Origin of the sequence: Aminiphilus circumscriptus DSM 16581, assembly GCF_000526375.1 — a bacterium.
Lineage (GTDB): Bacteria > Synergistota > Synergistia > Synergistales > Aminiphilaceae > Aminiphilus > Aminiphilus circumscriptus.
This window is the reverse complement of the sequence record NZ_JAFY01000002.1, coordinates 331,864-346,631: the sequence shown is the minus strand read 5'-3', so window position 1 is coordinate 346,631 and position 14,768 is coordinate 331,864. Positions and strand designations below refer to the sequence as shown.

Sequence of the window (14,768 nt, the reverse complement as noted above, 5' to 3'; positions counted from 1 at the left end):
TGGATTTTTGTTTCATTTCCTCTGGAGCTGTTCTTAAAAAACAGCACAACGTCGCTGTCTCCAGGCCGTTCGCCTCGTTCCGGTATCGTCGGTTTTTTTGCGGACATATGTGGCCCGATCGCCTTCGCGAAAGGAAAAAAGACCCCTATTTTTCGGAAAAAACACGAGCCGTTCCCCATCCGGGCAGTTTCCGCCTCCGGAGACGTGTCGCGTCTCCTCGGAGGACGGTATTCGCACCAGGAAAAGGAGTGTGACGTGCGTGAAGAAGACAGTGCTGTGGTTTCTCTTTGCGGCGGTTTTGGCCGTCGCTCCCGTCGCTGCGGCGGAATCGGTGATTTTCGTCGATTTCAGCTGGGACAGTGTGCAGGTGCACAACCGCATCGCCGGTTTCATCCTGGAACATGGATTCGGCTACGCGCCGGAATACGTCTTTGCCGAGTCCATGCCGGGGCTGATGGCCATCGAGCGCGGAGACGCCCATCTCTCCATGGAAGGATGGGTGGACAACGTGGTGGAATGGTGGGAAAAGGCTCAGACCAGAAAGACTGTGGTGGATCTGGGGTCCACTTTTCCGGATGCTCCCCAGGGGTGGTACGTACCGACGTACATGATCAAGGGCGACGCGGCCCGGGGCATTGCTCCCGTCGCGCCGGACCTGAAGTCCGTGGCGGACTTGCCCAAGTACTGGGAACTCTTCAAGGATCCGGAGAACCCTAAGAAGGGGCGTTTCTACAATGGGCCCACGGGATGGATGGTGCATACCATCAACAACGTGAAGCTCAGGACCTACGGTCTGGAGGAAACCTTCGAATCCTTCGCGCCCGGCTCCGAGACGGCCCTTTCCACGGCCATCAAGACCGCCTATGACCGGGGACGTCCCATTCTGGCCTACTACTGGGAGCCTACGTGGGTTCTCGGCAAGTACGACATGACACTTCTGGAGGAACCGCCCTACGACGAATCCCGCTGGGGAGAGGGAAAGGACTACGGCTGTGCCTTTCCCAAGGCGAGAGTGCTCATTCTCATGAACGCGAAATTCGCCGAGGCCCATCCGGAGGTGCGGCGTTTTCTGGAGGTCTACGAGACCACGCTGGAGCAGAACAACAAGGTGCTGGCCTTCATGTTCGAGTCCGGTGCCACGGTGGAGCGGGCGGCGGAGTGGTTCCTGAAGGAGTACGAGGCGGTCTGGGCAGCGTGGCTGGCCCCGGAGATTGCGGGGAAGGTACGGGCCGCTCTGGAGGCGCTTCCCTAGTGGCTTTCCATTACGCACTCTCCGCCGATCTCGGTCCGGAACAGAGAGAGGCGGCGCACGCGCCGCCTCTCTCTTCCGCCGCCATCGAAGTTCGGGGGCTCTGGAAGATCTATTCCAGGCAGAAGGGCGACGTGCTGCCTCCGGGGATTGTGGAGAATCCCGAGGCGCTGGAGGCTTTGGAGAAGGAACGACGGGTCGTGGTGGCCGTTCGAGATGCGGCGTTCTCCGTGGAGCCGGGGGAGACCTTTATTGTCATGGGGCTCTCCGGCAGCGGAAAATCCACTCTCATCCGCTGTCTCATGCGCCTGGTGGAACCCACGGCGGGAAACATCTCCGTGAACGGGCGGAATGTGACGGCCATGACGCCCCAGGAGTTGGTGCATTTCCGCAGGACGGAGGTGGCCATGGTCTTTCAGCACTACGGTCTCCTGCCGCACCGGACGGTTCTGGAAAACGCCTCCTTCGGCCTGAAGCTCCGAGGAGAGGAGGCAACGGCCCGAACGGACAAAGCAAAGGAGATCCTCTCCCGAGTCGGGCTCGAAGGATGGGGAAGAGCCTATCCCGCCTCCCTGTCGGGGGGCATGCGCCAGCGCGTGGGCATCGCCAGGGCTCTCGTCATGGATTCTCCCATCCTTTTCATGGACGAACCTTTCAGCGGTCTTGATCCCCTCATTCGCAGAGAACTCCAGGACGAGCTGATCCGCCTCCAGAGGACGCTCCGGAAGACCATCTTCTTCGTCACCCACGACCTCTCCGAGGCGCTGCGCCTGGGGGACCGCATGGCGGTCATGCGCAAGGGGAGCATTGTCCAGATCGGCTCCCCCGACGACATCATCGCCGACCCCGCCGACGACTACGTGGCCCGCTTCGTTCAGGACGAGCGGGAGCAGGTTGCCCGGGCGGAGCGCCGCATGGCGGAACACCGCGCCGGATAGGAGGGACCCGTGTTTCCGAAAACTCTCGAATATCACATTGCGCCTGCGGTGAACTCCTTCATCGACTGGCTTGTGGTGGATCACGCGGCCTTCTTCGACGCCGTGTCGGCGGGCATCCTTTCCCTGCTGCTCAAGGTGAACCGTTTTCTCATCTGGCTTCCCTGGTGGTCGGTACTCCTTGCTGTGGCGCTTTTGGGCGTCTATGCCACCCGGCGTCCTCTCGCGGGGGCCTTCCTCGGTCTTCTTCTTTTTCCCATCGGTATGTTCGGTCTCTGGTCCATGGCCATGGAGACGCTCTCGGTGGTCATCACGGCGGTGTTCCTTGCCCTGATCCTGGGGGTCCCCGTGGGGGTGCTCATGGCGGAGCGCCGGGGGGCCTCGCTCGTCCTTCGGCCTCTTCTGGATGCCATGCAGACCATGCCTAGTTTCGTCTACCTCATTCCCGCCATGATGCTCTTCGGCCTCGGCAAGGTTCCGGCGGTGCTCGCAACGCTTATCTACTCTCTTCCTCCGGTGATCCGCCTCACCGAACTCGGGCTTCGTCAGGTTCCCAAGGCGGTTGAAGAGGCCGCCCTCGCCTACGGAGCCACCCGGTGGCAGCTTCTCCGGGAGGTGCGCATTCCCCTGGCCATGCCTTCCATTCTCGCCGGTGTGAACCAAACCACCATGATGGCCCTCGCCATGGTCGTGGTGGCCTCCATGATCGGCGCCCGCGGTCTCGGGCAGGAGGTGCTCCTCGCCATCAACCGCATTGACGTGGGGCGTGGTTTCGAGGCAGGGTCCAGCGTGGTGCTCCTCGCCATCGTCATCGACCGCATTACCCAGAGCCTCGCCAGGCGCTGGGAGCCTCCGACGCGCTAGCCGAAAGGAGGGCCGACAATGGAACGAAACGAAGAGGGGCATGGCATGCACGAGCCCGTGCTCGCGTCGCCGCGGAAGGAATGCGTGGAAGTCCCGGAGGGGATCTTTGCCTTTCAGGAAAAACTGCCCCGCCTTCCCGTTCCGGACCTGGGCGACACGTGCCGCCGCTATCTCGAATGGATACGCCCTCTTCTGGACGACCGGGCCTTCGCCATCACCACGGAGGCGACGGAGGCGTTCGCGGGGGCGACGGGTCCTGGCCGCGAGCTGCAGCGCCGCCTCGTGGAGAGGGCGTCCCGACCGGATGTCCCCAACTGGCTGGAACCCTTCTGGGAGGACATGTATCTCTCCTTTCGGGACTCCCTGGTGATTCACTCCTCGGTGTTCTACGCCCTGGAGGAACGGGAGAAGGAGTGGTCTTCCCGGGCGGCCTCCCTCGTCCTCGGTGCGCTCGCCTTTCGGAGAAAAATCCTGGAGGAATCGCTTCCTCCGGATATGGAGCGGGGAGAGCCGCTCTGCATGGCCCAGTTCCGGCGGGTCTTCGGGACCACCCGTGTTCCCTGTGCTTCAAGGGACGTGCTCCGTTTCGCCGCCGACGGGAACGGGAAAACGGCGGAACACGTGGTGGTGCTTCGCCGGGGGCGTCTTTTTCGGATGGATCTCCCATGCGCTTCGTCGCGCTCTTACTGTGGTTCGGACGAACTGGCGGCGACCTTCCGGGACATCGACGAACGGTGTCGTTCCACTCCGGCGACCTTCCCCGTCGGAGTGTTCACCGCTCTTCCCCGGGAACGATGGGCCGCCTTGCGGCGGCGTCTCGCGGCGATTCCGGGCAACGAGGAACTCCTCGAAAGCGTCGAGACGGCTCTCTTCGCGATCTGCTGCGACGAGGCGGTGCCGGAAGACTTTTCCGGCCTCGGCGCGGCTCTTCTCGCCGGGGAGACGGCGAACCGCTGGTACGACAAGTCCGTGCAGTTCGTGGTCTTTCCAGACGGCGGCGCGGGGATCGTCATGGAGCATGCCGGAACGGACGGATCCGTCATGGTCCGTCTCGCGGCACATCTCGCGACGGAGGCACCCCGCCGGGAAGGGGCTTCCGGCGGCATCCGTCCCGCATTGCGGGAACTCCGCTTCGCCTTTGACGAGGAGCTTCTCGGAGAAGTCCATCGTGCTCTCCGTGTCGTGGAGGAACATTCCCGAAGCGTGTGTGTCCGGGCCTGGTCCTTCGATGCCTTTGGCAAGGATCGGATCAAGCGGGCGGGAGTGAGTTCCGACGCCTTCGTGCAGCTGGCGCTCCAGCTCGCCCAGCGGCGGCTTTTCGGCGTCTGCCGCACCACCTATCAGGCAGTGATGACCCGTCGGTTTCTCCATGGCCGTACCGAGGCCATGCGCCCCGTAACGTCCGCGTCGGTTGCCTTCGTCAACGCCGCAGCGGTGCGAAACGCCCGGATCGCCGCAAAGAGCCAGGCGGGAACATGTGCCCTCCTTCTGCGAAAGGCCGCCGCGTGTCACGTGGAGCGGGTTGGGCTCTGCAAGGCCGGGTTTGGCGTGGACCGCCATCTCTGGGGTCTGCTTCGGATCGCCGCCGCCGAATCCCTGGAACGCCCCGCCCTTTACGACGACCTCGGGTGGCGTACCCTGAGCCGCAACACCTTCTCCACCAGCACCACCGCGGCGGATGGGCTCCGCCTCGCCGGATTCGGACCCGTCGTGGAGGACGGCTACGGTTTCCGCTATCTTTCCTATGCCGACCGCTTTCACCTTTTCCTCTCGGGGTGGCGGCACGACCGCACCTCTCTTCCGTCGCTTCAGGAGACGCTTCACGAGGCGCTGGAGGATCTGCTCGGCTTTCTCGAGGCGGAAAGCGGTCCCGGCGCGTGATCGTGCCGGGACCGCTCCCTTCCGCCGCCGTCATCCCCTCTTTCACTACCTTCTTGTCCGGAATCGACGTTTTTTCGCTTTCTTTTGCTTTCTTCAGGCTCAAGAAAACATCGCGCCTCATCATCCGTGGAGAATGACAACAAATGACATTTTTCCTGTCCCGTTTTAGGGAAGCCCTGATTAAAAGGTTTCTCTCTCTCGCGCGCACGATTTTGATCGCATCGCGTTTTTTTGAGGTCGGTGTGGCGTTTTTCAGAGGTTCCTTAGGGATGATGCTGCCCCTGTTTTGTCACAGATCCGCAAATTTTCGTTGCACTCCTCAAAAGAAGTCACTATACTTGCGTCGCTCTCACGAGGCGGCAACGGCGACGGTTGCCCCGGTGGCACATCTCTTTTTCAGGCGACGGCGCGTATTTCTGTCGCGGAGTGCGAGGAAAAATCCGAGAGCGGAATGTCTTCTGCGGAGGTGCGGAAATGGAACGGAGAAATCAAAGGGTTGGGCTTACGTTGCTTCTGACGGTGATGTTTCTCGTGTTGACGGCGACGTCTTGGGCGGCCACCTGAGGAGTCGTTGACCCGCGCGTGGCGTGGGAGACCTTCGAAAACAAGCAGTACGCCGAGGCGGCGAGCTTTTTCGCCCGGGCGGGATGCAGCCCGGAGGAAAAGGTCAAATATTCGTACTATGCCGGCGTGTCGTATCTTCTTGGCGGCAACTACGAGATGGGCAAGCGGCTGCTCATCGATCTCGTGGCGTTGCCGTCGGCGTCGGAGGAGATCGAGGAAGGGCTCGGCGTTTCCTACAGCACGGCCTCCTTCGCGGCGATTCTGGAGCACGGGTCGAAAAAAGGCGACGTGCTGTACGTGAAACACGCCGTGAACGCCCTTGGAAAGTCCTTCAAGACGCTCACTGTCGCATGGGTGGACGACGCGGGGCGCAAGAATCCCGAGAATCCTTTCCTTCGAACCTACGTGAAACGCGATGCCCAGGCGAGTGCCGAGGCCTATGCGCTCTTCTGTCTCGCCCGGGCCTATGCGGTGGCGAACGAGAAGGACAAGGCGAAGGATCTTCTCGAAAGACGTCTTCCCCTGATCCAGGGGACGTTCTGGGAGGACGGAAAGATCGGGGACCTGCACAAGGCCGCGGAGGAGCTTCTCAAGTCCCTCTCCTGAACCGTCTTTTGTGCCTCGTCAGGTGTTCGTTTGGAGCGTCGTGAAAGGAGCTTAAGCCGTCCTTTTGCGGCGCTCTTTTCGTAACGTGAGAACATCGGGCATACAGAAAGAACGCCTCATGATATGCTGTGTACGCAGAGTGCTCCTTTTCCGTGAAAGCGGCGGTGCCGGACCGTTTCCACCGTGTCCGTTTTCGGTATGTCTTCCGAGCGCTCTGTCGGGAGGAACGGAAACGAGAAGGAAGGTGAATGGAGTCATGCCCTGGGAATCCGATCCCGATGCACCAGCGACGTGCGAGGCGGGGTCCTCGTTTCGGTCCGTGACCTTCATCCATTGTGCAGATCTTCACCTGGGTAGCCCCGGAAATGGTCCTGCGATTTCCGAAAGGGGCCGGGAGCGCAATGCGTCGGAGCGACTGGCGGAACGCTTGCGGAACGCTCCTTCCGAGGCTCTTGCGAATCTGGTGACAATCGCGCTGGAGCGTCGGGTTGACTTCGTGCTCTTTGCCGGTGACGTGTTCGACAGCGAGGACCGGACCCTCGCGTCGCAGCTCGATTTCCGCAAGCAAGTGCAGCGCCTTTCTGCGGGAGGTATCGCCTCTTATCTGGTGCACGGCAACCACGATCCGCTTTCCGGGTGGGAGGCTCGGCTGGACCTCCCCCCCTCGGTGCACCGTTTCGGCCCGAAGGTCACGAGTCTTCCCATTCTCCGCGAGGGGCGCGTCGTGGCCCGGGTCTACGGCTTCAGCTATCCCCGGAGGGACGTGACGCGCAACGTGGTGGAGGAGTTCCGCGCAGCCGCCCAGGAACCGGAGAGCGCCGGCGAGGGCGTTTTCCGCATCGGCCTCCTGCACGCCAACGTGGGAGGCCGGGCGGGACACGAGAACTACGCTCCCTGCTCCCTTGACGACCTCTGTGCCGCCGGCATGGATTATTGGGCTCTCGGGCACGTGCACGAACGGGAAATCCTCCGTGAAAGAGAGCCTTTCGTGGCCTATCCGGGAACGTTTCAAAGCCGCAGGCGCGGCGAGACCGGCCCCAGGGGGTGTTTTGCGGTGACCCTGACCCCGGGTTCCCGGCACGTGCGGTGCGAGTTCATCCCCGTGGACGCGGTGCGTCGATACCGGCACACGCTCAATCTTTCTTCCGTGGAGACGGAGGAACGGCTTCTCGGTGCTCTTTCGGAACTCAAGGAGTCGGTTCGTGCGGACGCGGAGGGGCGGATGGCCCTCCTTCAGGTTCGCTTCGAGGGGCGGACCGCTCTGCACGGAGCGCTTCTCCGCAAGAATCTCGGCGAGGAATTTGCGGTGCATTGCAACGCCGGTGAGGTGGAGCGGGACGATTGCGTCTGGCTTCTTCCTCCGGAGGATCGAACCGCTCCCTGCGTCGCGGTGGAGGAGTTGCGCGGAGGCGATCATTTCGTGGGGGACGTGCTGCGCTCTCTGGAAAACATGCGTGCCTGCCCGGATGTCTCCCTGCTCACGCGTCTCCTTTCCGAGGACCCGGAATCCCGGGGATGGGAGCGGCGAGAAATCCGGAACATCCTCACCTCTCTTTCTTCCGGGGAGATCCGGGAGATCTTCGGCGCCTCCGAGGCGATGCTTTTGGACGGACTGCTTCGGGAGGAGGCCTGAGCATGCGCTTCACCCGCTTCTTCGTCTCCGATTTCGGCATTCTCCACGATCAGGGGGTGGATCCCCTCGAAGGAGATCTCGTTCTTTTCGTGGGAGAAAACGAGAGCGGCAAGACGACACTGCTGCATTTCTTCCGCTACGCTCTCTTCGGCGTTCCCGACCGAAGGGCCTCGCGCAATCTCTACGAACCGGTCCGCGGGCGGATCCGCCAGGGACGGCTCGCCTTTTCCACCCGGGACGGCAGCGACTACCTCCTCGAAATGCACGACCGAAAGGTGCTTCTCAACGGTGACGCCGGGGGAAACGTGTCCGTTCTCCTGGGGCATCTGAACCAAGGATGCTACGAGAGCATCTTCGCCATGGGCCTTTCCGATCTTCAGGGAACGCGGATTCTTCGGGATGAGACGGTGCAGGGGAGGCTTTTCGCCGCCGGTGCGGGGCTCGGGGTCGCCAGCCTTCCCGATCTCATGGAGCGTCTCGCCGAGAAACAGCGGGAGTTCTACCGCTTTGGCCGCGGCAAAGGGACCGGCGGCAGGGTGAACGAGCTGCTCGAATCCCTCAGGGACGTGGAGGAGGAGCTTCATGGGCTGGCGGAGCAGGAGGGGCGTTTCTGGGACCTTCGGGACGAGGAGGAACGACTGCGGCAGCAGGTGGCGCGGGAGACCGGGGAGGCCGAAGACGCCCGGAGACGGCTTTCCAGAATTCTTCTCCTGGAGAAGATCCGGCGCCCCTGGACGGAGCGGAAGCTGGCCCTGGAGAAACTGGCGCAGATCCGGGGCGGGAGATCTTTTCCGGAGCGGGGGATTGAACGGTACGACGTTCTTGTTCAGGAAGCGGACGCCCTGCAGGCTTCCTGCCGGGAGGGCCGTGAGCGGGTCTCCCGGCTCGAGGAGCGGGAGACGCTGCTGCAGGACCGGTATCCCTGGGTTCTTCTGGAGCACCGGGAGGCAGTGGAGGCACTCCGGGGAGAACGCGGGCGCTTTCAGGAACTCCTCGCCTCGGAGACGCGTTTGGAGGTGGAGATCCGCAAGGACGAAAAGCGCCACGCGGAGCATCTGGCGGAACTCGGGGACGGATGGACCGATGCACGCCTCTTCCGGGTGGACCTCTCCCTTCCCGCCATCCAGGAAGCGCAGCGTTTCGACGCGGCTCTCCGGGATGCACGGGAACGGCGCCGCCTTGCGGAACAGAATTTTCGGGCATCCCGGGAGAATGTGGAGGAGGCCGAGGCGGTGCTCGAGGGAAAACGGGAGCGTCTCGCCGACGTGCCCCTTCCGGAGGATCTCGACGAGGAGTTGCTCGGGGAGCGCAAGGAGGCTCTCTCGCGGCTCCGGGTCTTCTGCAGCAGGCGGGATCGGCTCGACGAGGCGGTGCGTCTTGCCCGGGAAAACCGGGACCGCCTCCGGGTGGAACTGGCGAATCTCGAACAGGACACGCCGGGACGGTATGCCCTCTTCTCCCTCTGGGCTCCCGTGTCGCTTCTCGTGGGCGCCTTCGCTCTGGCGTTCCTCTGGTTCCTCAAGCGCGATCCCATGGTGATCGTCCTCGCCGTGGTGGGGTTCGTCCTGGCGCCGCTCTTCTACGTTCTGGCGAGACGCCAGGGCGGCGCCGACGAAGAACTGCAGCGCAAATGGAAAACCCAGACGGAACGCAAGCGCGCGGAAGTGGCGGAGGCGGAGGCCTACGCATCGGAGCAGGAGGTGCTCGCCGAGGGAATCCGGGAGCAGATTTGCGCCGTGGCCGACGGAAGCGGCCTTCCTTCGCCGGACGATGCGGAACGTCTCGAAGCGCTGGTCCTGCTTGTGGAGGAGGAGGAAACCCTCCTCGCGAACTACCGTGCCGCCAGGGCTGCCCTGGAGGATGCTCAGGGTGCCTACGAGCGGGCGCTCTTGCGCATGCGCAAGGCCGACGAGGAAGTTCACGCGGCGGGAAAGCTTCTCGAGGACGGAGAATGGCGTTGGCGGGAATGGTTGCGCGAACGGGGGTTCGAGCCTCGCCTCGAACCGGGGGGATTTCCCGAGTTCGTCGCCAAAGCCGACTCCTGCCGGGGGGAGACGACGCGTATCGCCGAGGCAAAGACCACCCTGACGGCGGTTCGGGCGGACCTGGAGGCGCTCCGGAATCGACTTGCCGCATGTCTCCGTGCCTGTGGGCTTCCCGTGCCTGAAAAACCGGACGTGTCCTCTCTGGATCTCCTTGTGCGCACCTTCGACGAGGTCCGGGAGGCCTCAAGAGAACTCGATGCGCTTCGGGAGCGCCTGGCGGAGGAACGTGCGGCTCTTTGCGTCTGCGAGGAACGCCTTGAGGGAAAACGGAACGAACAGGCCCGCCTCTTCGCCCTCGCGGGTGCGACCGACGAGGAGTCGTTCCGAGCCTGCGCCGCTGAGACGGCCCGTCGCCTGGAGCTGGAACGGCTGGTGGAAGAGCACGAGAAGGTGCTGGTCTCCCTGGGCGGTTCCCTCGACGCCCTTGCCTCCCTGGAGGACGAGATGGCGGCACTTCCTCTGGACCTGGAGCAGGAGCGGGATCTTCTGGAGCGCCGGGTGGCCGAACTGGAGGAATCCTGTGCAGGGGCGCACCGCCGTGCGGGGGAAGTTGCCGCGGAATTGCAGCGCCTGGCCCACGACGAGAACAGCTCCCGACTTCGCCAGGAGCGACAGGCTCTCGCCACGTCCCTCCGAGAGGCGGTCAAGGAGTGGCTTTCCATCGTGTTGTGTCGCCGCAGCCTCGACGAAGCCCGGAGCATTCACGAGCGGGAGCGTCAGCCCGGTGTCATCCGCGATGCGGACCGGTTCCTGAGGACGCTCACGGGAAACCGGTACGCCCTGCGTCTTCGGGATACCTCCGCGGGAGGCGCGGTAGAGCTGGAGGAATACGCCACCGGGGCGCGCAGGGGAGAGGATGCCTGGAGTTCCGGCCTCGCGGACCAGACCTACCTGGCCCTGCGCCTTGGCATGGCCCGCCAGTTCGGTCTCCGGGCGGAACCTCTTCCGCTGATCTTGGACGATCTCCTCGTGCGTTTCGACGAGGAGCGTCGCCTGGGGGCCGCGAAGGTGCTTCTGGAGATCGCCCGGGAGCATCAGGTTCTCCTCTTTTCCTGTCACAACGCCACCCGGGAGATCTTCGCGACCCTTTTGGCCGAAAGAGCGAGCCGTTGCGAAGAAAGCCGCTTCGACGGAGAAAAGACGCTTGGGGCAACTCCCCTTCGCGTGAGCTGTTTCACCCTCTCCCGGGGGAGATCCGCGAGACGCCCCTTCCGTTTCCGGAATGGACGCCCTGTCTTTCCGAGGAGGGACGGGCATGACGGCGCCGGGCATCGTCATCGCCGCTCCGGAGAGCGGTGTGGGCAAGACGACGTTCACGGCAGGACTCTGCCGCGCTCTGGCGCGGCGCGGAGTGCGTGTCCAGCCCTTCAAGGCCGGACCCGATTTCATCGACCCCTCCTACCATACCCTTGCCGCAGGGCGGGAGTGTCGGAATCTCGACGGCTTTCTCACGTCTCCGGCGACGCTTCCCTTTCTCTACGCCCGAGGATGCGGCGGTGCGGACGTCGCCGTCGTCGAGGGCGTCATGGGACTTTATGACGGCATCGGCTCCGAGGGACGCAATTCCACGGCCTCTCTCGCGAGGGCGCTGTCCCTGCCGGTGGTGCTCCTCCTCGACGCCACGAAAGGCGCGACGAGCCTCGCCGCGATGGCCCTGGGTTTCGCCACGCTCTCCACCGCGGAGGACGGACATCGCGTTCCGCCTCCTTCCGTCGTCGGCGTGATTCTCTGCGGCCTGCGCGAAGGCGAGCGGAGAACCCTGATCTCCGAGGCAGTGGAACGCTTCGCGGGACTTCCCGTACTCGGTTCGATCCGCCACGTTCCGGAGGCGCATTTCCCCTCGCGGCATCTTGGACTGATTCCCGCGGCGGAGCGAAGCGAACTCTCCCTGCAACTGGAGCGCCTTGCCGATGCCATCGACGAGGGCGTTTCCCTGGAGCGCCTCACGGCGCTGGCGAAGGCCCCCTCCGTTCCGGCGGACGCCGCCTTTCCCTCCGAGGTCGCCCGCGTTCTCGAGGCAGCACCGCGGAAACGCGTGTGTATCGCCGTCGCACGGGACAAGGTTTTCACGTTCTATTACAGGGACGGGCTGGAGCTGCTGGAGGAGCTCGGGGCGGAACTCCTGGAGACGAGCCCCGCCGCCGATGCGGCGCTTCCCGAGGAGATCGACGGGCTGTATCTCGGAGGCGGCTATCCCGAGGAATTTCTCGGGGAACTCGCCGGAAACGAAAGCTACCTCGCGGACCTGCGGCGTCGGAGGGCTTTGGGGCTTCCCGTCTACGCGGAATGCGGCGGCATGATGTATCTCGCCCGGGAGATCACGGGACGGAACGACGAGCGGGCCGAGCTCGCGGGACTTCTCGATCTCTCCGTGACCATGACGGGACGACTGCGCCGTTTCGGCTACGTGGAGGCACGCCTGGAGACGGAGACACTGCTGGCCTCCAGAGGGGAGGTGCTTCGGGGGCACGAGTTCCACTATTCCGAGAGCGCCGGCGAGACCCCAACGGCCTATCTGGTCCGAAGGGCGTCCCGTCCGGAGGTCTGCTGGAACGAGGGGTATGTGCGGCCGAACCTGCTCGCCTCCTACGTGCACCTGCATTTCTGGGGCTGTCCCGGGGCGGCGGTTCGTTTCGTCGACACCTGCCGAAACTGGAGGAATGCCAATGTTCGTTAAATCGCTTTGTGTGGCGATCGCGCTGGATCTCTTTCTGGGAGATCCGAGGACGGAATGGCATCCCGTGCGCCTCCTCGGGCTTGGGGCGGAACGTCTGGAACCGCTCTGCCGCAGGTTGCCCCTGCCGGCGCGCCTTCAGGGAGTGCTCTTTCTCCTCCTCGCCCTCGCGGGAACCCTTCTTCCGCTCGGCATCGCCGTGACCGCGGCACGCATGCTTCCAGCGGGATGGCTTCTGGAGGGGGGCATGCTCTACTTCGCTCTGGGGGGCACCTGTCTTGCCCGGGAGGTGCGCGGTGTGGCGCAGCGTCTCGCCGAGGGCGATCTCGCGGGTGCGCGAAAGGCTCTTTCGCTCCTCGTGAGCCGTGACACGGACCCCTTGGACGAGCGGAAGGTCGTCTCGGGGGCGCTTGAAACCCTCTCGGAGAACTTCGGCGACGCTCTCTGCGCCCCTCTTCTCTACGGAGCCCTCGGAGGACCTCTCGGCGCCTGGCTTCACCGGACCGCCAACACCCTGGACGCCATGGTGGGGTACAAGACCCCAACCTACAGGGAATTCGGATGGGCCGCGGCCCGCTTCGACGACCTGCTGAACCTGCTCCCTTCCCGCTGCGCGGCCTTGCTCGTCGCTGTCGCCAGCCCCGGCGTGGGCGGTTCGTTCTCCCGGACGCTCCACACGGCCCGGACGTTCGCGCCGCTTCTCTCCAGCCCCAACAGCGGCTGGCCCATGGCAGCCTTCGCGGGGGCGCTGGGGATTTCCCTCGGCGGTCCCACCCCCTATTTCGGGCAATGGGTGGACAAACCCTTTCTCGGAGAGGGGCCTCCTCCGAACCGGACGGACCTCGAGCGGGGATTCGCCCTCTACTGGAATGCCTACGCCTGTGCCGCCCTGTCGGCGCTCTTTCTCGCGGTGCTTTTGGAATGACCGGAATGAATTCCTCCTGGGTCGCTTCGGGCCACGTGCACGGCGGGCGGATCCACGAGCACGACGACCCCTACGGATGGCTCGATTTCTCCGCAAACATCAACCCCTACGGTCCTCCCGCCTTCGCCCTTCGGGCCGCCCGAAAGGCCCTTGGGCACGTGCAGGTCTATCCCGATCAGGAGTCGAGGCATCTTCGAAGGACGCTCGCCTCCTGGAGCGGACACGGTCCCGGCGAGGAAGGCGTCGCCGTCGGGAACGGCGCGAGTGACCTGCTGCTTCCGCTCGTTCTCGCCTTCCGCCCGAAGCGGCTGCTGCTCCCCCTTCCCACCTTCGGGGAATATGCCGCGGCGGCATCGCTGGCGGGCGTTCCCGTTGCAGGCCATCCGCTGGTCCCGGAGGACGAATTCGCCTATCGCGCCGACGAACTGGCGGAGCGGGTGCGCCCCGGGGACCTGGTGGTGCTCTGCCAGCCCAACAATCCAACGGGACGGGGCTGGAGCGAAGAGGAGACGGAGTGCGTTCTCAAGGCCTGCACCACCAAAGGGGCCCGGCTCCTCCTGGACGAGTGCTTTCTGCATCTCTCCTGGCCGCCTCTTGCCACCCTGGCGGCGTCCCGGAGGGACGCCTGGCCGGAGGAAGTGCTGCTCTTGCGGGCTTTCACGAAAGATTTCGCCGTACCGGGCCTGCGGGTGGGCTATCTTCTCGGCGGACGGCGCGCGGTCGCGGCGGTGCGGGCCTTTCAGCAGTCCTGGCCCGTCAACGCCGTGGGCGAAGCCTTCGCCCTCGCCTGCATGGAAAAGGGGGACGCCTGGCTCGCCCGCACGCGAAAACGAATCGCCTCGGAGCGCGCCTTCCTTTCCGCGGAGCTTGCCAAGCGCGGATTTTTCGTGTTTTCCGGCGCGGCGAATTTCCTCCTGGTCCGCCTTCCCCGGAACGACGCGGGACAGGTCGTGCTTTCGGGAAGCGAGGTGCAGCGCCGCCTGCTTCCCTTCCGCATTCTTCTGCGCACCTGTACGAGTTTTCCGGGGCTCGGAGACGACTACGTGCGGCTCGCCGTGCGGCGCCGCGAGGAAAATCGGCGTCTTTGCGCGGCCCTCGACGAGGTTTTTGAAGGAGAGCGCCGCCGGGGATGACGTCATTTCCCCGTCAAGGATTTCTTGCCGTACTTCCGTCATCAGGACCTTCATGGCGTTCGTTTCGTTCCCGAAAGGAGCTTTTCATTCCAGCGAAAGGACTGCTATGCTTCTTTCCGGTCATGGTGTATCGCCTCCCAAGGGCTCGGGTTGTTTGTGCGCAGCAGACACCCTACATCATGACCTTCTTGCTTTGAATTTCCTTCCGCAATCACTTTTCGCACACTCTTTAGGGAATCTCTGAATAAGGCTGCGTCAG

At 64.0% G+C, this 14,768-nt stretch carries 9 protein-coding genes and 2 pseudogenes; 10 read left to right on the top strand and 1 reads right to left on the bottom strand.

The genetic code is table 11. From position 1 onward, the window contains the following. Window positions 1-259: 259 nt before the first annotated feature. The 10 genes and pseudogenes from K349_RS0102180 (at window position 260) to K349_RS0102120 (ending at window position 14,509) form a co-directional block, all read left to right on the top strand. The gene (locus K349_RS0102180; RefSeq protein ID WP_245587989.1) at window positions 260-1,252 is read left to right on the top strand and encodes an ABC transporter substrate-binding protein; all 993 of its coding nucleotides are present in this window, start codon (window positions 260-262) and stop codon (window positions 1,250-1,252) included. Further along, the gene (locus K349_RS0102175; RefSeq protein WP_026368249.1) at window positions 1,252-2,187 is read left to right on the top strand and encodes an ATP-binding cassette domain-containing protein; all 936 of its coding nucleotides are present in this window, start codon (window positions 1,252-1,254) and stop codon (window positions 2,185-2,187) included. The genes K349_RS0102180 and K349_RS0102175 overlap by 1 nt, the downstream gene beginning before the upstream one ends. Window positions 2,188-2,196: 9 nt before the next feature. Further along, the gene (locus K349_RS0102170; RefSeq protein WP_026368248.1) at window positions 2,197-3,048 is read left to right on the top strand and encodes an ABC transporter permease; all 852 of its coding nucleotides are present in this window, start codon (window positions 2,197-2,199) and stop codon (window positions 3,046-3,048) included. Between the two features lie 18 nt (window positions 3,049-3,066). After that, the gene (locus tag K349_RS0102165) at window positions 3,067-4,929 is read left to right on the top strand and encodes a choline/carnitine O-acyltransferase (RefSeq protein ID WP_026368247.1); all 1,863 of its coding nucleotides are present in this window, start codon (window positions 3,067-3,069) and stop codon (window positions 4,927-4,929) included. Between the two features lie 582 nt (window positions 4,930-5,511). After that, complete coding sequence (locus K349_RS0102150) at window positions 5,512-6,099, top strand: hypothetical protein (RefSeq protein ID WP_026368246.1); 588 nt, start codon at window positions 5,512-5,514, stop codon at window positions 6,097-6,099. Between the two features lie 256 nt (window positions 6,100-6,355). Continuing rightward, a complete protein-coding gene (locus K349_RS16110) occupies window positions 6,356-7,732 on the top strand; it encodes a metallophosphoesterase family protein (RefSeq protein WP_026368245.1) in 1,377 nt (458 codons plus the stop codon). Further along, a pseudogene (locus K349_RS19575) lies at window positions 7,615-8,307 on the top strand (AAA family ATPase); the annotation flags it as partial. The gene K349_RS16110 and the pseudogene K349_RS19575, both read left to right, overlap by 118 nt. Before the next feature lie 2,725 nt (window positions 8,308-11,032). Then, the gene (locus K349_RS19570) at window positions 11,033-12,454 is read left to right on the top strand and encodes a cobyrinic acid a,c-diamide synthase CobB (protein ID WP_026368243.1); all 1,422 of its coding nucleotides are present in this window, start codon (window positions 11,033-11,035) and stop codon (window positions 12,452-12,454) included. Then, window positions 12,444-13,376, top strand: coding sequence for an adenosylcobinamide-phosphate synthase CbiB (gene cbiB / locus K349_RS0102125; protein ID WP_026368242.1), 933 nt, complete (start codon window positions 12,444-12,446; stop codon window positions 13,374-13,376). Before K349_RS19570 ends, cbiB begins: the two co-directional genes overlap by 11 nt. Continuing rightward, the gene (locus K349_RS0102120; protein ID WP_084460133.1) at window positions 13,373-14,509 is read left to right on the top strand and encodes a pyridoxal phosphate-dependent aminotransferase; all 1,137 of its coding nucleotides are present in this window, start codon (window positions 13,373-13,375) and stop codon (window positions 14,507-14,509) included. Before cbiB ends, K349_RS0102120 begins: the two co-directional genes overlap by 4 nt. Here the strand turns inward: K349_RS0102120 and K349_RS20035 are convergent. Continuing rightward, window positions 14,510-14,633: pseudogene (locus K349_RS20035) on the bottom strand (IS256 family transposase); the annotation flags it as partial. Between the last annotated feature and the right edge of the window lie 135 nt (window positions 14,634-14,768).